Source organism: Leptospira sarikeiensis (genome assembly GCF_004769615.1).
In the GTDB taxonomy this organism is placed as follows: domain Bacteria; phylum Spirochaetota; class Leptospiria; order Leptospirales; family Leptospiraceae; genus Leptospira_B; species Leptospira_B sarikeiensis.
The window spans coordinates 228,922-246,736 of record NZ_RQGF01000007.1 but is presented as its reverse complement, the minus strand read 5'-3'; the positions used below and the strand labels follow the sequence as shown (position 1 = coordinate 246,736).

Sequence of the window (17,815 nt, the reverse complement as noted above, 5' to 3'; positions counted from 1 at the left end):
CTATATAATAAGTATACTTACTAAAAAATGCTTGATTAATAAGCTCACTTATTATATAGAGTTTTTGTATGATAGTAAGTGTGCTTATTATCGGAGGAAACTATGTGGAAGTATGAATATACAACTCTCGTTCATGGATTGGACGCTGGAACATTATGGGAGGCAAGATCCGATATTAAAAATTGGTCCAAATGGGATTCGGATATAGAATGGACCAAGGTAGAAGGAAAGATCTCCGTTGGGACTGAATTCATTCTCAAGCCGAAAGGAGGTTTTACTTGCAAGGCAGTTGTTACAGAATCTGAAAAACCTTCCGTATTCGGGGATGTAACTTTTCTTCCCGGGGCAAAAATGAAATTTCTTCATTCTTTTTATCCAATGAAAGAAGGGACTGAGATCAAAGTCGAACTCAGTATCTCCGGCCCTTTGGGTTTTTTATGGAAAAAGATCATAGGAGAAGAACAAGCCAAAGGAATGGAAAAAGAGATCAGTAGGTTTGCCGAATTGGTACGAGAAGAAGTAAGATGAATCGATATTGGATCGTAGTCGCGTCCAAAGAACATTCTGCCCTTGGGATGTCCCAAGGGATTGTTCAGGCATGCCATGGTAAAAAGGCTCCATTGGCGAGAATGAAAAAAGGAGATTGGGTTTTAGTTTATTCTTCCAAAAAAAAATTTGGGGAAAAAGCTCCGTATAGAAAATTCACTTCGATCGGACAGATTGAAGATGATTCCGTTTATTCTTTCCAAATGAGTCCCGATTTCTGTCCTTTCAGAAGGAACGTTACATATTATCCAACGGAAGAAGCCGATATTTTGCCTTTGGTGAATTCTTTGGATTTTATCAAAAATAAAAAGTCCTGGGGTTTTCCGTTTCGTTTCGGATTTTTGGAAATAGGGCCGAAAGATTTCGGGCTGATCTCTGAAAGGATGGGTTTGAGTGTCGAAGGAAAAAGTATTTAGATACGATAAATCGGAAGATAGTCCGGGGTTCTTATTATGGCAGGTCACGAATTTATGGCAGAGAGAGATTCGTAAGGTGCTGGAGCCCTTGGATCTTACACACGCCCAATTCGTTCTCTTGGCGGTTACTCATTGGTTGGAACTCCACGAAGAAGAGACCACTCAGATTAAAATTGCAGAGAGGGCAAAAACGGACCCGATGACTACCTCTACTGTTCTTAGGACATTGGAGTCCAAAAAACTAGTTAAGAGGGTTTCTCATTCTACGGACACTCGAGCAAAACTTGTTCAGTCAACGTCCGAAGGGCAGAAGATCTTAAAACAAGCCGTCAAAGTTGTGGAGGATTTTGACGAAGAGTTCTTTTCCGTTTTAGGTACTAAGAAGAAAGAGATGATTTCAGGTTTGAGGATGCTTTCCCGAAAATAATCCGGGAAAGCATTTTATATTTCTATTATTCTTTGTTTTTCAGTTTTTCCAGTTCTTGGATCAATTCTTCTTTAGATACGTTCGGGTCCTGTTTTAATCTTCGGATCAATTCTTCTGCACTTTCTTTTTGAGATATGGTCTTACTATCCACGATCCCATCTAAAGTAACCGGGGTAAGAGGTGAAATTGCGGGTGGTGTAAGGCCCGGTTTAGTTTTATTCAATTCAACTACTGCAAGATGTTCGAAAACTTCTACAACCTGACCCGGATAGTCTCCTATCTTTACAGGCGTTCCTGAAACGAGTCCATCCGTAGTACTAAAAAATACCAAAAAGTTTTGTTTTCCTTCCGTTTGAGGAAATGATTCAGGACCTAAAGAATATAATACGGTTCCTGCTACCTCATTATCTATAGTTCTTTTGAGTTTTCCTACATTTAAGGCGATCCTACCGAATAAAGGATTACCTACTCTTCTATAAACTTCTCCATTAGAAAATACGATCGAGTTTTTATCTGAGGAAAATTCCGCCGATTTTCCGGATCCTTCTCCTAATAGTTTGCCGAAATCTTTTACCTTGATGAAAGGTCCAAAAGATCTAACATCCCAATTCTTAGGATCCGGAGTGTTTTTGCCGTTATAATTCCTGTGGAATTCTTTGGTGATGGTCTCGAAAAATAAGATCTCTCGATCGCTTGTTTGTAGTTTGCCTGATTTTATTTTTAACTCTTCTCTATTATCGCTTAAGCTGAATTGTAAACGAGTAAACATTTTACTGAAGAATTCCATTTCTCCTTTGGCTGTCCTTCGGATCCATATGGTTTGTATTTTTATATTCCCTTTGTTTGCCCATTCTTTGGATTTTTCGTTCACGTATAATCCGGCTAATTCGGGTATAGCAGGTGTGGGCTTTCCTTTTAAACTATCTCCACAATTTAAAAAGGAGTGAGTTAAGAAGAGTAAGAGTGCGGTTATTTTGAAACTGTTTCGAAACATTTGAATTACGTTAGCTTTCTAGTGATAAGGGTAAAGAAAAAAAGAAGATCCTTATTCTCTTGACAAAGCCTTTGTTTTCGTAGATCAATGAGATCGACCAAAAACGATGGACCCCGAACCGACTTTTTTTAGATCCAAAATTTTCGCGTTCTTCTTTTTCTGTATCTTTTCCATTTCCTGCACTTTTCCTTCTTCCCCTACAGCAAAAAAAGGAGTCTTGGATCTAACCCAATGGGATTATCGAACTCATCCGGTTTTGAATCTTCAAGGGGACTGGTCTTATTTTTCGAATACTTTCGACGATGTTTCCGAAGCCGGTAAGGAGATCGAATTTCGTAAAATTCCGGGAGTATGGCAGGGTAGTGGGTTCGCTCTCATCAAACTGAAAATACTTTTACCTAAAGAATATAAACGTTTAGCGATTTATTCTAAACATCAGGCCACAACTTTTGAGATACTCATAAATGGAGTTTCTGTTGGTAGTTCCGGCAAACCGGGAACTTCCTATGAGACAAGCATTCCGGATAATCGACCTGTATATTTCGAGTGGGAACAAACTTCGGAAGAAGCTGAGATCTGTTTCAAAATTTCTAATTTTCATCATAGGCTTACCGGGATCTGGTTTGATATTCGATTCGGCGATGCCGACTCACTCTCAAGGGAGATATTAATCCTTAGAGATTGGGATCTTTTTTTATCCGGCCTTTTCTTTATGGCTACCGTTTATCATCTGGGGCTCTTTTTCTTAAGAAGACAGGACCGGACTCCTTTGGTATTCGCATTATTTTGTTTTTCCTTATTTCTTCGTTTATTCGCGACTGAGGAAAAATTAATTCAGTTCTATTTTCCTTGGATCGATTATTCGCTTTCAATGAGATTGGAGTATTTGACCTTATATGCGGCGATGCCCCTAGGGCTTCATTTTCTCAGACATTCTTTTCCTTCCTACTTTCCTAGGAAGTGGATGTTCGTTTTCTATCTGATCTCTTTTATATTTTCTTTAAGTGTTCTTCTTCCGTTTCCTCTCGCTTCCAATCCGATCCCTTATTTCCAAGTGATTTTTTTAGGTTCGGTAGTGTTTGCTCTTTTTGTTACTTTCAGAGCGGTTTCTAATGGAGAGCAGTATTCTATTCCGATAGGTTTTGCGATTTCCGCTTTGATCATTGCAGGGATTTTCGATCTTCTTGCGGCGAAGCAAATCATCTTTGCTCGTTTTATTATTCCGATAGGTCTTTGTATCGCGATCCTCACTCAAACATTTATTCTTTCTTCTAGATACAGGGATCTATATCGAGAAAAAGAAAAACTATCGGATCGTTTACAACGTTTGAACGAAACATATAGTAGATTCGTTCCGATCAGTTTTTTGGAATTTTTAGGAAAAGAAAAATTAGAGGATATGAGGCCTGGGGACCAGATTAAAAAGGAAATGACCATCCTTTTTGCGGATATTCGGTCCTTTACGGAAATTTCCGAAAGTTTGGATTCTAAGGAAAGTTTTGAATTATTAAATTCTTATATATCCGAAATGGAACCTTTGATCCTTTCGAATAAGGGTTTTGTGGATAAATATTTCGGAGATGCTATCATGGCTTTATTTCCCGAAAGTTCCGATAATGCGGTGGCGGCAGCGATCTCTATGCAGAAACGATTATTGGAATACAATCAGAAAAGAATGGATTCCGGGAATAGGGCAATTCGTGTCGGGATAGGGATCCATACCGGTTCTTTGATGATGGGACTCGTTGGTTCCGGAGATCGTATGGAGAGTACAGTTATCTCGGACGCAGTTCATTTAGCTTCTAAATTGGAAGCTTTAAATAAATATTACGGCTCGAATATACTAATCAGTGAAGACACTCATCGAAAGTTAAATTCTCCTGATCTTTTTTTGATCCGCTCTTTGGACAAATTAAGGTTTAGGGGAAAATCTCGGATCCAAACCATTTATGAGATCGCGGATCATTTAACACTTACCGAAAGAGAAGTATTCCAAAAATCTAAAGTAAATTTTGAGAGGGGAGTGGAGTTATTCCATTCCGGAAAATATTTGGATTCAGGAGAATCATTTAGAGAATCCTTAAGGATCTATCCTGGGGACCGGGCCGCGAACTTATACTTAAAACGTTGTACGGAGCATATTTATTCGGCTACGACTAAGGTGCAGCCAGGCCCGGATCTGGCATAATTTGTAGGAGATTATTCTCCGTTCAAAAATAAGGTCTCTTCTGCATCTTCTTGTTCTTCCGAAGTCGAATCCAAAGATTTGCGCACTTTTGCTCCTAGTTTACGAATATTCTCCGCGCGCCCGAGTAAGTTCCCTCTTCCGGATTTTAATTTTCCGATAACTGCATCGTAATTGTCTTTAGACTTATCGATGGATTTTCCTAAAGCTTCCAAGGCGGTTACGATCTCTACGATCTTATCGTACATTTTACCGGATTCTTCTGCGATCTGTTCCGAGTTCTTATTTTGTTTTTCTTTTCTCCAAAGATTGGCGACCATTTTCAGAGACACCATCAAGGTGGAAGGAGTTACGATCAGAATATTTTTTGCGTATGCTTCTTCCAAAAATTTTGGATCCGTACGAACTGCTTCGTAATAAGAAGGTTCCACAGGTAGGAACATCAATACGAAATCCAAAGATTCGATCCCGTATAAGGACTGATAATTTTTTTTGTAAAGGTCGGACACATGTTCGTATAAACTTTTTAAATGTTTTTGTAAAGCGGCCTTACGAACGTCTTCAGTTTCTGCGGAGGCATATTCCACATATGCGGTCAAGGAAACCTTGGAATCGATCACGATGGATTTTCCGGAAGGAAGTTTGACGACTATATCCGGTCTGAGTCTTCCTTCTTCAGTTTGTACGGATTCTTGAGCGGTGTATTCTCTTCCCTTAACTAAACCGCTATTTTGTAATATATTTTCTAGGATACCTTCTCCCCAATCCCCTTGGGTTTTAGAATTTCCTTTCAGAGCGGATGCCAGGCTTTTAGCGTCTTCTGAAAGTGTTTTATTCATTTCTAATAGATTGTTGATCTGCGCCTTTAAATTTGCGGTATCATCTTTTTGTTCTTTGTGAGAGATTTCCACTTTCACTCCGAACTTCTCTATTTCGTCCTTGAACGGTTTGAGTAGATCATTCAATTTTTCTTGGGTTTGTAGATTGAACTTTTGGGAATTATCCAATAATGCTTGGTTGGCTGCATGTTTGAATTTCTCATCCAATTTGGACATGAGATCTTCGAATTCTTTTTTTTGATTTTCCAATCTTTCTTTTAGAAGATCGGATTCTTTTTTCATCGCCTGGTAATAGCCGATTGCCTTCTCCATCTTCTCTGATCCTTCTTTCGTTTCTTTTTCGAGTTGAAGGATCCTTTCTTTAGATCTTTGTTCGGAGGTGAGAAGTCCTGCTCTTTCTAATTTGAGCTTTTCATGCTCGTTCGGATTGATCCCCGATTCTTTAGAATAGAGAGCTTTAGCGATGAAGAAGGCTAGGCCAAAACCTATAAGAAGACCGGTCAGTAAAACAATTGCGAATTCCATTTTTTCTCCTTTTTGGAACCTGGTACAATTCCGGAAATTCATTTCCAGGGTAGAATTCCCATTTTATAAGGACCCCGGACAAATTTCGGATAAGATTGAGAAAATTTAGAATTCGTTAAGAATTATCGTTTTTTAACGTTTTCCTTTTTTGCGAGGAGGTCCGCCTGAACCAGAGCCAGAACTTTTTCTTCCGCCACCACTACCACCGCTGCCGCCACGATGGAATTGATTAGAGTTTCGGTTTTTATCCTTATGATCTCGTTTTCCTTTCTGTTTGGATTTTCCACCAAAACGTCTGTCACGGTCATTACGAGAAGAACCTTCTTTTTCTCTGAAACCTCTTTGATCTTGATCGAAACGAGCTCCGGAATCGAATTTTTCAGACTTATCTGCGAGAGCTAATTTGAAAAGTGCTGCTGCTAAACGTTCTGCAGAAACTCCTTCTGAAGTGAGCTTCTTTACAAGTTTGGAATATTCGGAAACATCCCCTTCTTCTGCGACTTCTTTAACTATATGAGAATATTCCAAAAATTTCTTTTCTGTAAGTTCTGAAATATCAGGGACTTTTCCAAGTTCCATTTCGAATTCGTGGTCTTCTCTGATCTTGCGTAATGTTTTGAAGTCTTTATTAGAAACAAAACTGAGCGCGAGCCCTTTTCTTCCAGCTCTTCCTGTTCTACCGATACGGTGCACATAGTCTTCAGAATCTCTAGGAATATCGTAATTGACTACAGCTTCTACATCGCTTACATCAATTCCTCTTCCCGCTACGTCAGTCGCTACAAGAACTGTAACAAGCCCGGAACGGAATCCGGACATCACCTTGTTCCTTTGGTTTTGGGAAAGATCTCCGTGTAATCCTTCGGAGAATATTCCTTTGGATTTTAAAAATTCCACTGTTTCGTCCACTCTGACTTTAGTATTACAAAATACTAATGAAGCTTTTGGGGTATGAAACTCTAACAGACGGATTAATGCTTCAGGCTTAAGGCCTTCTCTCATTTCAAAATAGATTTGCTGGATCTTAGGTCTGTCCGCTTTTCCACCTGTGACATCTACGATCTTAGGAGAATCTTGGAATTTTTTAGTAATTCCCATCACCTTTGCGGAAAGAGTAGCGGAGAATAGAATTGTCTGTCTTTCTTCGGGAACTTTTGCGAGGATGATTTCCATATCCTCTAAAAATCCCATGTCCAACATTTCGTCTGCTTCGTCCAGGATGACCATTTTGATCCCGCCTAGAAGTAAGGTCTTTCTGTCCATGTGATCCATTGTCCTTCCAGGAGTTCCGACGATCACTTGAGGTTTTCTTTTTAATGCCTTAAATTGTTTGGTGATATCATCTCCACCATAGATTGCAGCTACTTCGAAATCTTCTTTATATTTTCCTAATTTTCTATATTCTTCTGCGACTTGGACTACCAATTCTCTGGTAGGGCAGAGTACTAATACTTGTGGAGACTGTTCTCCTTCTTCTAATATTTCTAAACTTGGAATTGCGAATGCAGCTGTTTTACCGGTTCCGGTACGGGAATGACCAATTACGTCTCTTCCGGAAAGAATGAGTGGAATAGCTTCGGATTGAATGGAAGAAGGTTCCGTAAATCCAAGATCGGATACTGCGTTTAAGACATCCTCGGATAGTCCGAGTTCATGGAATGTTTTTTTGGTTTTCAAAGATTGCTCCCGGGATAACTTATACGCTAGTTTGCGTAAGCTCCCACGATTTTGCCTTATGGGCCGAGAGCTTGGATCTTTATAAATATGTCCTGAAAGGAAGGGAAAGATTTTGGCTCAGGTATCGTTTCTTCCATGAATTCAAAGCCTTGTCTCCGGCATAGCATTAAAGGTTAATTATTCCTTTCCTATCTTCATATATTTGGTTCTTAACTTATCCGGGAATTTTTCCACTGCGTATCTAAGCATTGTTCTAGGCATTGATGAAGCATGTTTGTCCAAAAAATCAGTTTCCGGTTTTAAACTTCTATTTCCGATCTCTCTTAACATCCAGCCTACCGCCTTATGTATCAGGTCTTCCTTATCCTTAAGTAGTATTTCCGAAATTTTGAGTGCATCCTTAAAGTCCTGTTTTCGGATGAATGCATATGTGGAGATGATGGAGATCCTTCTTTCCCAAAGATTTTCGGACTTTGCAAGTTTATACAAGATATCTCTTTTTTTATCCAAAAGATAATCACCGATCATTTCTCTGGAGCTTAGATCTACAATGTCCCAATTGTTCACGTATTTTAGATTTTTTAAATAGAATTGATGTAGTTTGTTGCGATCTTCCTCCGGAGTTTTTTGGAAAGTTTCGCATAAGATAAAAAAGCCGAGTAATCTTTCTTCGTGATACTTGGACTTTACAATTTTCTGAAGTTCGGGGAGTGGAAGTCCTTTGTATTTTTTGGAGATTTTACGTAGAGGTGGGACTTTGACTCCTAAAAATAGATCTCCTTCTCCATATTCTCCTTTTCTAGTTTTGAAAAATCGAGAAAGTATTTCTACTTTCGCAGGATCCGCTTCCTTTCGAACATCTTTGATCACATCTTCTGCCTTGGAATATTCTCCCGGCAGATTTTGTTTTTTCATCTTGGAAGAAGAGATGGAAATTTTCTGGGACTTGGACATGGGACAAAATTTCGATTTAGATCTGTCCTCAGGCAAGCATTATAGATATTGAAAAATATCAAATAAAAATCCAGGTTTTGGGCTTGCCAGCCATATGCTCCTACAAATCCTAATTTTTAGGAAAGATCCGTCTTTGTATGAAACATAAACCTCTTCATAATATATATAGTAAGGATATTCTAAGAAAAAAGATCGAATCGGAGAGTTTCGAAAGGACCACGATCTCTTTTTATAAGTATGTGATCATCCAAGAACCGTTAATTTTACGGAACGAATTATATAGAGAATGGGAAGAACTTGGAGTATTAGGTAGGATCTATCTTGCAAAAGAAGGGATCAATGCTCAGTTGTCCGTTCCGGAATTCAATTATCAGAAATTCAGGGATTCAGTGGATTCTAAAAAAGAATTCAAGAATGTTCCTTTTAAGATCGCTGTGGAGCAAAACGGTCATTCTTTCCTGAAGCTGGATATTCGTGTTCGGAATAAGATAGTCGCCGATGGACTCGCCGACGAAAGTTTCGATGTTACCAATGTGGGAACACATTTAAACGCAGAAGAGTTCAATCTTAAATTGGAATCTTCCGAGACAATACTCGTGGATGTGCGAAATCATTATGAATCGGAGATCGGCCATTTCGAAGGAGCGATCCTTCCCCAATCGGACACTTTCAGAGAAGAGTTGCCCTTAATCTTAGATATGCTCCAGGACAAAAAGGATAAGGAAATCGTAATGTATTGCACCGGAGGGATCCGCTGCGAGAAAGCTTCCGCTTATCTGAAACATCACGGATTCCAAAATGTATTCCAATTGCATGGGGGCATTATTTCCTACGCTTCCGAGATAAAAGAGAAAGGCCTCGAATCCAAGTTTAAGGGAAAAAATTTCGTATTCGATGGAAGACTCCAAGAAACGATCGGAGAGGAAATTTTAAGTGAATGCCATCAATGCGGGGAAAGATCCGCGAGGCATATCAATTGTGCAAACCCAGCTTGCCATATTCTATTCATTCAATGCGAATCTTGTGCAGAAAAATTTCAGGATTGTTGCTCTGTAGAATGCCAAGAGATCGCTGCTTTACCCGTTTCAGAACAGAAAAAATTAAGAAAAGGTAAAGCTGCTTCCAATCAGCATTTCTCAAAAGCCAGGATCCGCCCAAAGGTTTTCGAACTGTATCGGGATAAATGATCCTAATTCGTTTTCAATTTTCTCTGAAAAATGAAATTTCTTGTAATTATTTAAGTTACAAGTAGTCTAAAAAGTATAATTTTGCCGATTGAGGTAGAATATCATATGAGAAATCTTGTTATAGCTATTTTGGCAGTTTCCTTTCTTTTTAATTGTAATTCTTTTTCTAAAGAAGAGAAGAATAGAAAACTTGTATTGGATTTTTATAAACTGGCTCTAGTCGATCATAAACATCGAGAAGCTGCAGAATTATATTTAAGTGAGGATTATAAACAACATAATCCTCATGCTGCCACCGGAAGAAAGGCGTTCATAGATGTATTTGATGAGTTTTTTAAAATTCTTCCTAACTCAAGTTTCGAAATTAAAAGAAGTCTGGCGGATGGAGATTTGGTTGCAGTCCATGTTTATATGAAACCGGATCCTACGCATAAAGGTCATGCAGTCGTAGATATTTTTAGGGTAGAAGGGGACAAGGTCGTAGAACATTGGGACGTAATCCAAGAGATCCCTGAAAATCCTAAGAACGAAAACACAATGTTTTAATTAGATGAAATTGGACCGGAAAAAATTCTTACTTGGTACTGCCGGGGTTTTATTCGGTTCAACAGCGATATACAAATTCTTTCAAAATAGAAAGGGAGAAGATCAAATGCAGAAATTACCGGTATTTTTCGTAGGACATGGAAGCCCGATGAACGCGTTGGGACCGAATCCTCTTGCGGATTCATGGGCGGAATCAACGAAAGATTTTCCGGAGCCAAAGGCGATCTTAAGTATTTCTGCACATTGGTTCACAAAGGGAACGTATGTTACCGCAATGGATCCTCCTCCGACCATTCATGATTTTTATGGGTTCCCTCAAGAGTTATTCGATATACAATATCCTGCTCCCGGCGATCCGAAACTTGCGGAAGAACTTTCTAAATTAAAAGAGACCAATGTGATCCAAGATCATTCCTGGGGACTGGATCATGGAACTTGGAGTGTCCTTCGGAATATGTATCCAAAGGGAAATATTCCTGTGATCCAGTTGAGCTTAGATGCAACTAAGCCCGGAGAATGGCATTACGAATTTGCAAAATCCTTATCTAAATTAAGAGAGCAAGGTGTATTGATCCTTGGAAGTGGAGATATGGTCCATAATCTCCGTGTGTATGATTGGAGAAACCAGGATAAGGCTCACGATTGGGCGATTGAGGCAAATGAGATCTTCAAGGATCTAATCCAAAAAAGAGATTGGAAAAGTCTTTCTAATTATCAAAACCTAGGAGCTGCGGTACAGTTGGCGATCCCGACGCCAGAGCATTATTTTCCTATGTTATACGCTCTTGCTCTCGCGGAAAAGGACGAAGAGATCCGTTTTTATAACGATATCATTCAAAGCTCTGTGTCTTTGACTAGCATGAAGATCGGCTAAGTATTATTTTGTTTTGAGAAATTCGATCGCATCTTCTAAACGGTCGTCTCCCCAAAATAATTCTCCGTTTGCTATGAAGCTCGGGGCCCCGAAGATCTCTAAAGATCTGGCCTCATCCGTATTCGATCTGAGTTTGTTTTTATTCTCTTCCGATTCTGAAATGTTTAGTATATTTTCAGGATCTTGGTTTAAGGATCTGAGAATATCGGAAAGTACTGATCTATCTGAAATATCAAGTTTGGAATAGAATTCCGCTTTAAAAGTTTCTAATATAAAGGACTGGATCCAATTTTGATCCAGATTTGCGATCGTGATCCTGGCGGCTTTTAATCCGTTTTGAGGAAAAATATCCGGCTTAGAAAAAGGGAGTCCGTATTTTTTAGTTCTTCTTTCTAAATCTTTCCACATGTATTTCCCTTTAGCAGGAAATAGGTTGAAAGGGGAATCGGACATTCCTTGGTCTTTAAAAATCGGTCCAAGAAGAAAAGGTTTCCATTCGATCCGAATATTTTCTTTTTTGCATACGGATTCGATCCTGCCTGCAGATAAATAGGAATAGGTGCTGGCAAATTCGAACCAAAAAGAAAGAGTCAGTTGCTTTTCTTCTTTCATTTGTCGATTTGGATTTAGGCTTCCTTATCTCTTCCCCATACTGCTGCCAAAAGTAAACCGCTAATCAAATGCCATACTCCCCACCAAGCTGCGATCAGAGCCATGGAACCGATCCCTTGGAAAAAAGTAAAAATAAGGATCAAGCCTAAACCTGAGTTTTGTAGTCCTGTTTCCAAAGAGATCGTTTTACGTTCTTTATGAGCAAGTCCGGCAATCCAAGCGGCAAAATATCCTACTGCTAGTGCTGAACCGTTATGTAGGAGGACCAACCAAAATAAGACCGTTCCGAAATCCACGAACGATTTCCAATTTCCTGCAAATGCGATTAATATAAAGATCCCGAGTAAGATCGTAGATCCGAGTCTCATCGGTTTTTTTAGATTCGCTGCTACTTTCGGTAAATAACGATTTGTCAAAGCTCCTAATATTAATGGTAGGACCAATATTAGAAAAATAGAAAGGAATACGTCTGCAGGGTTGAGGCTGATCTCTTTCAATCGATCCGCGGCAGGTGTATATAGTTTTCCCCAAAAGAAAAAGTTAAACGGAGTAAAGAACCAAGCGAGGACCGTCGTAGTTGCCGTTAGGGAAATGGAAAGAGGAACGTTCCCTTTTGCCAAAAGACTGATAAAATTGGACATATTTCCGCCAGGGCAGGCCGCAACGAGTATCATTCCCAAGGCAAGTCCTGGATGGGGCTTTAATATATAAAGTAGCCCGACTGTGATTGCAGGTAATAATATTAATTGAGAGAATAAACCTACGAATGCGGCTTTGGGCTGCTTCCGCAAGTTGGTAAAGTCGGAGATCGTTAATTCTAGGGAAACCCCATACATGATCAGACCGAGGCAAATATTTAATACGAAAAGGCCCGCAGGACTGAAATTCAATCTAACTAAATCGTAATCTGGCATTCGTTTTCCCAGGCAAAAGACGAACTCGATTGCCGTTTAATATTTTATAATTTTGTAAAATATTTTTTAGTCGGTCCAGGTAACCAAAATTTCCCTGGGTCCAGAAAATGGTAATCTTCCGTGGGAAACTGAATAATTGTCTATCAAAAGAATATCTCCCTTTTGCCAAGGAAAGATGGATAGATGTTTCCAGAAAGTGTCACTTACTTTACTCATTTCTGAAACGCTGATCACAGAATCGTCCCCGAAGATTACATTCGTGTCTTGGTCCTTAGGCTCTACCAACTTTTTCTTTAGGAAAGTGAGAAGGTATAATACTCCTGCAAGGATCAGACTTCTGAGGGTTCCTTGTTCTTTTAGGATTTTTGCATATTCTAATCTTGCGGCGTCCGTATGGAACACTTGGCTATGATTATGCCATGCCTTTGTTTTTGCGACGGGGTGCTGCCTGACTGCTACTTGTTTATTCGTAAGTTTGAGTCCATCTTCGGGCATCCATTCAACTTGGAACCTTTGCTTCGCAGCGATCTTTTCTACGTCCTTTTTATTTTTACTGGAGAACATCTCGTCCCAACGTTTTGTTTTCCATAAATTATATCGGGAAGCATTTGGTCCGTCGTATTTACGGATGTATTTCACTCCCTTAGATTCAAATTTTTTTAATAAACTTGGATCCATGTCTTCGTAAATTTTTCTGAGATCCGCTATTGGAGTTTCTCCGTGGACTTTTGGTGCTACTGCACAGAAAAACATAAGTTTTCGAGGAGGTTTATCTAAAAAGCTCATCTCTGCATGTTGCATGATCGGATAATGGGGAGGAAGTTCGCTTGCAGTATGAACGAATTGAGTGACTTTATTTCTAGGAGAAGTCCCTAAATAATCTGTTTTTAAATTTTTATCCAAACTTAAGGCAACATCTTCGAAGTCTTGAGCGGAACTAACGTTAAATCCTCTGAATAAGATCGCTCCGTATTCCAATAAGTCGGACTCGACCGATTTTTTATTTTTGTTTACCCATGCCGGTAAAAATCCGTCTTCTAATGCGCTTGTATCACCGGGTCCGTAGATCCTGGGTAATTCTTTTCCCGGGAAAAAAGATTTTTCTACCCGGCCTATACCTTTCGGCTTAGTTTTGTTAGGGGAAACTTTCTTTAATCCGGATTTTCCTGACCGAGAAATCGTGTTTGTTTTCATAAGAAGTTCTCCCAACAAAGATAGAAAACTTTTATAAAACCGTACTAGGGAAAGGCAAGTCTTTTAGTCTTTCAGGAATAAAGACCTGCATTTTCCGGTAGGATCTACTACGTCAATCTTTCGACCGATTGTCTATTTTAGTGAACGATAGAATTTCTTATCTTTCGATACGTTCGTCATTCTGAAAGATTAGCTGTTTGAAAACTATACTGTAGGAATTCCTACAAATCCGTCTTGATTGGAAAAGTAACTCGAAAATATATACGATATGAGTTCCATAACGATTCGTTCCGAAGATCCCAAAGTGGAGATGGCATGGTTTTGCGATCTTTGCAACGGAGATTACGAGTATCTGGGAGTCCCAGATCCGAAATTAAGATCGAGCTTTGAACATTGTGCTGAGATCATTCGACTCGCAGATGATCTCGGATTTCAAAATATTCTTCTTCCTTCTTCCTATCAAGTAGGTCAGGACACATTGACCTTTGCTGCTGCGGCTTCTCAACTTACTAAAAATATTTCTCTTCTGACTGCTATCCGTTGTGGAGAGATCCATCCTCCAATGCTCGCAAGGACACTTTCCACATTGGATCATATGTTAAAGGGAAGATTGAACATTAATATTATCTCTTCCGATCTTCCCGGAACAGTGAGAGATTCCAAAGAAAGATATAAGATCTCCAAAGAGGTGATCGAAATTTTGAGGCAGGCCTGGACAAAGGATGAGATAGATTTCCAAGGTGAATTTTATAAGATCAAATTAAGTTCGGATCCTTCCAAGTCTTATCAAGTGAACGGTGGACCTCTTTTATATTTCGGAGGAATTTCCGAAGACGCAAGACAACTTTGCGCCGAATACTGTGATGTTTTTTTAATGTGGCCTGAAACCGAAGAGAGACTTTCGGACACGATGGCGGATTTAAGTAAACGTGCTCACGCGGTAGGAAGAAAGATAGATTTTGGTCTAAGGATCCATGTAATCGTAAGAGATACTGAAGAAGAAGCAAAAGAAGCCGCTAGTAGATTATTATCCAAATTGGATATCCAGAAAGCGGAGGAGCTCAAACATCGAGCACTAGATTCTAATTCTGCCGGAGTGAAAAGACAGGATGAACTACGTAAGAATGCGGGCTCGGATCTATTCATAGAACCTAATATATGGTCCGGTATAGGCCTTGCTCGATCCGGTTGCGGTTCTGCGATCGTAGGAACACCCGAGCAAGTATTAGAAAAAATTCATAGATATATTAAGATGGGGATCAGAGCATTCATTCTTTCCGGTTATCCGTTGATCGACGAGTGCAAAATATTCGCAGAAAAGGTGCTTCCTCAAATCCAAACCGTGTCTCTTCCAAAGGCTCAAGGTAGGATCCCGAATTTCGAACCAGTGACTCCATTGACTACAGGAGAAAGAAAATGAGCCTTATTTCCTTATCTTCCAAAGGGCCTTCGGTTTCTAGGTTAGTTTACGGATGTTGGAGATTACATTCTGACCCGAAGGGAGACGGACCCCAGAGGATTTTGGAAAAGATAGAAGTCTGTCTGGAATCCGGGATCTCTTCTTTCGATCATGCGGATATATACGGGGATTATGGGAATGAAGAGAAATTTGGTGCCTCTTTAAAGTTAAATCCAAGTCTGAAGGATAAGATCCAGATCGTAACAAAGACCGGGATACAGCTTCCTGGGCCGAACCGCCCGGGAGTTTCCTTGAAACATTATGATACGAGTCGCGATTATATTATTAGTTCTGCCGAAGCTTCATTAAAAAAATTAAATATAGATAAGATAGACCTTCTTTTGATCCATAGGCCTGACCCGTTCATAAATGCGGATGAGGTCGCAGAGGCTTTTCAAAAACTGCGGAAGGACGGGAAAGTTTTACATTTCGGAGTTTCGAATTTTACACCATCTCAATTTTCTCTTTTACAATCCAGATTGGATTTTCCCTTAGTAACCAACCAAGTCGAATTCCATCCATTATTAACGGATCCTTTAATAAATGGGGTTTTCGATCAGGCTCAAGAGCTTAGATTCAAGCCGATGATCTGGTCTCCTACTGCAGGCGGAAGTATCTTCCAACCGAAAACGGAACAAGAAAACGTTTTATATAAAACTTTAGAAGTCCTTGCAGAGAAGAAGAATACGACTATAGATGCAGTATTATTTTCCTGGTATTTCTCTCATCCCGCACATTTGGTCCCGGTTTTAGGGACGAATGAACCGGATCGTATCAGATCTGCGACAAAGGCATTGCAGATCCAATTAGAGAGAGAGGAATGGTTTCGTATTTTGGAAGCAGGAACGGGCAAAAGTGTCCCGTAATACAAAAAAATGACCATATAAGAAAATTCTAATTAGAATATAATACTTATATTTATACTGCGCGTTCGATATCAAAACGGAGAATCTAAAATGAAAATCGAACAAAGCAGAAAGGGGCTTCCTCTTTTGATAGGGATCTTATGGTTTCTATTCAATTGTAACGGGGAAAAGGCGATCAACGCGGAAAGTTTATTGGGTTTGGTGGATAAATCGGGCCAAACGAAAGATAATTCAAACTATTCGGAATTCGCAGTGATTGATACTGTAAATGGGACCGGGACATTCTCTTTACTCACCTATAATGTAGCCGGACTCTTGGAGCCATTCTCTAGCTCGAATCCGAGTGAAAACACGCCGTATATGGGACCCTTAATGACCCCATTCGATCTAATCCAAGTCCAGGAAGATTTTAATTATCATGCAAGTTTGTATGCGAACGATTTGCATCCCTATAGATCGGCTACGAGCGGAGGAATGGGGATCGGAGACGGTTTGAATACATTGTCTTACTTTCCATTTTCGGATTTCCAGAGAGTGGATTGGACTGCTTGTAATGGAACAGATTGTCTGACTCCTAAAGGATTTACTTTAGCAAGGCATAAGGTCGCACCTGGGGTATTTTTGGATGTTTACAATTTACATACGAATGCAAGCACGGAAGAGGCGGATTTAGCAGCTAGAAGATCTAATATATTACAAATATTGAATTTTATAGATTCCAATTCTGCAGGGAATGCAGTAATCGTAATGGGGGATACGAATACAAGATATACTAGATCTGGAGATAATATCCGAGAATTTATAAATCGCGGATTTGCCGACGTCTGGATACAATTGATTCGAGGCGGATCTTATCCTACTCAAGGAGCCGATGCTTTGATGGACTGCGAAGGCCATAGGACAAGTGCTGGTTGTGAGGTAGTCGATAAAATATTCTACCGTGGAAATTCCTATATTTCCTTATCCCCTAGTTCTTATTTGATAGAAGATACGAGATTTGTTCATCCTGTGACTGGGCTTCCTCTCTCGGACCATTATGCTGTCTCTTCTACATTCAATTATTCTCTTTTGCAGAATCTACTGTATAGTGACGCATTCGGTGGTCCACATGGGACTGCATTCAATGATGCGAACTCTTTATCATCTACTCCATCTGCGTCTAAATTAAGTTTAAGATCCGGATCCAGAGTGGATGCAGTTTCGTTGCAATTAACGAATGGAACAGTATTAAGCCATGGTGGAACAGGGGGAAGTCCGCAAACTTTGAACCTAACGAATGGAGAATACTTAGACCAAGTAAAACTTTGCAGTGGGGTAAAAAATAATCATACTCGGATCTTTTATGCTCAATTTCGAACAAGTTTAGGAAGATTTCTAACTGGAGGATCTACAACTTCTAGCTGTGTTACGTATTCGGCACCCGTTGGTTGGGGGATCGTAGGGTTTCATGGAAGAAGTGGAGACGAAATAGATAAGTTAGGTGTGATTTTTGCGCCGGTCCCTTAAATGGGGCTGAAAGTATTTTGGCCAAACATTCGATAAAAAACGAAGGAATAAAAAGCGATCCGGTTGTTTCTATTAGAAAGTTTCCTAACTATGT

The 17,815-nt window shown here is 39.7% G+C and carries 17 protein-coding genes; 10 read left to right on the top strand and 7 right to left on the bottom strand.

The genetic code is table 11. The annotated features are described in order from the left end of the window. The first annotated feature begins 102 nt into the window (after nucleotides 1–102). The 3 genes from EHQ64_RS02175 to EHQ64_RS02165 are packed head-to-tail and all read left to right on the top strand — an operon-like array spanning nucleotide 103 to nucleotide 1,389. Nucleotides 103–528 carry an SRPBCC family protein gene (locus EHQ64_RS02175; protein WP_135647870.1) on the top strand — a complete coding sequence of 142 codons (426 nt, stop codon included), beginning with the start codon at nucleotides 103–105 and terminating at the stop codon, nucleotides 526–528. Next, nucleotides 525–962: an EVE domain-containing protein gene (locus EHQ64_RS02170; protein ID WP_135647869.1), complete on the top strand. Its 438-nt coding sequence runs from the start codon at nucleotides 525–527 to the stop codon at nucleotides 960–962. Before EHQ64_RS02175 ends, EHQ64_RS02170 begins: the two co-directional genes overlap by 4 nt. Next, entirely contained in the window at nucleotides 940–1,389 is a 450-nt protein-coding gene (locus EHQ64_RS02165) for a MarR family winged helix-turn-helix transcriptional regulator (RefSeq protein WP_135647868.1), read from the top strand. The genes EHQ64_RS02170 and EHQ64_RS02165 overlap by 23 nt, the downstream gene beginning before the upstream one ends. A gap of 25 nt (nucleotides 1,390–1,414) precedes the next feature. On the opposite strand, the gene EHQ64_RS02160 is transcribed toward EHQ64_RS02165, so the two are convergent. Beyond that, entirely contained in the window at nucleotides 1,415–2,383 is a 969-nt protein-coding gene (locus tag EHQ64_RS02160) for an LIC12353 family lipoprotein (RefSeq protein WP_135647867.1), read from the bottom strand. Between the two features lie 106 nt (nucleotides 2,384–2,489). Here EHQ64_RS02160 and EHQ64_RS02155 point away from each other — a divergent pair, with 106 nt between their 5' ends. Continuing rightward, nucleotides 2,490–4,571, top strand: coding sequence for an adenylate/guanylate cyclase domain-containing protein (locus EHQ64_RS02155; RefSeq protein WP_135647866.1), 2,082 nt, complete (start codon nucleotides 2,490–2,492; stop codon nucleotides 4,569–4,571). 11 nt (nucleotides 4,572–4,582) lie between these two features. Here the strand turns inward: EHQ64_RS02155 and EHQ64_RS02150 are convergent, their stop codons facing one another. The 3 genes from EHQ64_RS02150 to EHQ64_RS02140 all read right to left on the bottom strand — a co-directional run bounded on the left by EHQ64_RS02150 (nucleotide 4,583) and on the right by EHQ64_RS02140 (nucleotide 8,563). Beyond that, nucleotides 4,583–5,932 (bottom strand): DNA recombination protein RmuC, encoded by a 1,350-nt coding sequence (locus EHQ64_RS02150; RefSeq protein ID WP_135647865.1) that lies wholly within the window; start codon nucleotides 5,930–5,932, stop codon nucleotides 4,583–4,585. Nucleotides 5,933–6,064: 132 nt separating this feature from the next. After that, a complete protein-coding gene (locus tag EHQ64_RS02145; RefSeq protein ID WP_135647864.1) occupies nucleotides 6,065–7,609 on the bottom strand; it encodes a DEAD/DEAH box helicase in 1,545 nt (514 codons plus the stop codon). Nucleotides 7,610–7,786: 177 nt separating this feature from the next. Next, nucleotides 7,787–8,563 carry a DNA alkylation repair protein gene (locus EHQ64_RS02140; RefSeq protein WP_135647863.1) on the bottom strand — a complete coding sequence of 259 codons (777 nt, stop codon included), beginning with the start codon at nucleotides 8,561–8,563 and terminating at the stop codon, nucleotides 7,787–7,789. A 137-nt stretch (nucleotides 8,564–8,700) separates the two neighbouring features. Here EHQ64_RS02140 and trhO point away from each other — a divergent pair, with 137 nt between their 5' ends. The 3 genes from trhO to ygiD all read left to right on the top strand — a co-directional run bounded on the left by trhO (nucleotide 8,701) and on the right by ygiD (nucleotide 11,170). After that, the gene (trhO, locus tag EHQ64_RS02135; RefSeq protein WP_135647862.1) at nucleotides 8,701–9,750 is read left to right on the top strand and encodes an oxygen-dependent tRNA uridine(34) hydroxylase TrhO; all 1,050 of its coding nucleotides are present in this window, start codon (nucleotides 8,701–8,703) and stop codon (nucleotides 9,748–9,750) included. Between the two features lie 105 nt (nucleotides 9,751–9,855). Then, entirely contained in the window at nucleotides 9,856–10,296 is a 441-nt protein-coding gene (locus tag EHQ64_RS02130) for a nuclear transport factor 2 family protein (RefSeq protein ID WP_135647861.1), read from the top strand. A 4-nt stretch (nucleotides 10,297–10,300) separates the two neighbouring features. Then, nucleotides 10,301–11,170, top strand: coding sequence for a 4,5-DOPA-extradiol-dioxygenase (gene ygiD / locus EHQ64_RS02125; RefSeq protein WP_135647860.1), 870 nt, complete (start codon nucleotides 10,301–10,303; stop codon nucleotides 11,168–11,170). Between the two features lie 3 nt (nucleotides 11,171–11,173). Here the strand turns inward: ygiD and EHQ64_RS02120 are convergent, their stop codons facing one another. From EHQ64_RS02120 to EHQ64_RS02110, 3 genes are all read right to left on the bottom strand, one after another. After that, a complete protein-coding gene (locus tag EHQ64_RS02120) occupies nucleotides 11,174–11,782 on the bottom strand; it encodes a 2-hydroxychromene-2-carboxylate isomerase (RefSeq protein ID WP_135647859.1) in 609 nt (202 codons plus the stop codon). Nucleotides 11,783–11,796: 14 nt separating this feature from the next. After that, nucleotides 11,797–12,696 (bottom strand): bile acid:sodium symporter family protein, encoded by a 900-nt coding sequence (locus EHQ64_RS02115; protein ID WP_135647858.1) that lies wholly within the window; start codon nucleotides 12,694–12,696, stop codon nucleotides 11,797–11,799. 66 nt (nucleotides 12,697–12,762) lie between these two features. After that, nucleotides 12,763–13,890, bottom strand: coding sequence for a TauD/TfdA family dioxygenase (locus tag EHQ64_RS02110; RefSeq protein WP_135647857.1), 1,128 nt, complete (start codon nucleotides 13,888–13,890; stop codon nucleotides 12,763–12,765). Nucleotides 13,891–14,158: 268 nt separating this feature from the next. Here EHQ64_RS02110 and EHQ64_RS02105 point away from each other — a divergent pair, with 268 nt between their 5' ends. The 3 genes from EHQ64_RS02105 (at nucleotide 14,159) to EHQ64_RS02095 (ending at nucleotide 17,721) form a co-directional block, all read left to right on the top strand. Then, a complete protein-coding gene (locus EHQ64_RS02105; protein ID WP_135647856.1) occupies nucleotides 14,159–15,310 on the top strand; it encodes an LLM class flavin-dependent oxidoreductase in 1,152 nt (383 codons plus the stop codon). Further along, nucleotides 15,307–16,215 carry an aldo/keto reductase gene (locus tag EHQ64_RS02100; protein ID WP_135647855.1) on the top strand — a complete coding sequence of 303 codons (909 nt, stop codon included), beginning with the start codon at nucleotides 15,307–15,309 and terminating at the stop codon, nucleotides 16,213–16,215. The genes EHQ64_RS02105 and EHQ64_RS02100 overlap by 4 nt, the downstream gene beginning before the upstream one ends. 90 nt (nucleotides 16,216–16,305) lie before the next feature. Further along, the gene (locus EHQ64_RS02095) at nucleotides 16,306–17,721 is read left to right on the top strand and encodes a jacalin-like lectin (protein WP_135647854.1); all 1,416 of its coding nucleotides are present in this window, start codon (nucleotides 16,306–16,308) and stop codon (nucleotides 17,719–17,721) included. Nucleotides 17,722–17,815: the final 94 nt, after the last annotated feature.

Excerpts from the sequence above, each read along its gene's own strand:
- EHQ64_RS02175 (WP_135647870.1), top strand. The coding sequence starts at position 103 with ATGTGGAAGTATGAATATACAACTCTCGTTCATGGATTGGACGCTGGA.
- EHQ64_RS02170 (WP_135647869.1), top strand. The coding sequence starts at position 525 with ATGAATCGATATTGGATCGTAGTCGCGTCCAAAGAACATTCTGCCCTT.
- EHQ64_RS02160 (WP_135647867.1), bottom strand. The coding sequence starts at position 2,383 with ATGTTTCGAAACAGTTTCAAAATAACCGCACTCTTACTCTTCTTAACT.
- EHQ64_RS02155 (WP_135647866.1), top strand. The coding sequence starts at position 2,490 with ATGGACCCCGAACCGACTTTTTTTAGATCCAAAATTTTCGCGTTCTTC.
- EHQ64_RS02150 (WP_135647865.1), bottom strand. The coding sequence starts at position 5,932 with ATGGAATTCGCAATTGTTTTACTGACCGGTCTTCTTATAGGTTTTGGC.
- EHQ64_RS02140 (WP_135647863.1), bottom strand. The coding sequence starts at position 8,563 with ATGTCCAAGTCCCAGAAAATTTCCATCTCTTCTTCCAAGATGAAAAAA.
- trhO (WP_135647862.1), top strand. The coding sequence starts at position 8,701 with ATGAAACATAAACCTCTTCATAATATATATAGTAAGGATATTCTAAGA.
- EHQ64_RS02130 (WP_135647861.1), top strand. The coding sequence starts at position 9,856 with ATGAGAAATCTTGTTATAGCTATTTTGGCAGTTTCCTTTCTTTTTAAT.
- ygiD (WP_135647860.1), top strand. The coding sequence starts at position 10,301 with ATGAAATTGGACCGGAAAAAATTCTTACTTGGTACTGCCGGGGTTTTA.
- EHQ64_RS02120 (WP_135647859.1), bottom strand. The coding sequence starts at position 11,782 with ATGAAAGAAGAAAAGCAACTGACTCTTTCTTTTTGGTTCGAATTTGCC.
- EHQ64_RS02115 (WP_135647858.1), bottom strand. The coding sequence starts at position 12,696 with ATGCCAGATTACGATTTAGTTAGATTGAATTTCAGTCCTGCGGGCCTT.
- EHQ64_RS02110 (WP_135647857.1), bottom strand. The coding sequence starts at position 13,890 with ATGAAAACAAACACGATTTCTCGGTCAGGAAAATCCGGATTAAAGAAA.
- EHQ64_RS02105 (WP_135647856.1), top strand. The coding sequence starts at position 14,159 with ATGAGTTCCATAACGATTCGTTCCGAAGATCCCAAAGTGGAGATGGCA.
- EHQ64_RS02100 (WP_135647855.1), top strand. The coding sequence starts at position 15,307 with ATGAGCCTTATTTCCTTATCTTCCAAAGGGCCTTCGGTTTCTAGGTTA.
- EHQ64_RS02095 (WP_135647854.1), top strand. The coding sequence starts at position 16,306 with ATGAAAATCGAACAAAGCAGAAAGGGGCTTCCTCTTTTGATAGGGATC.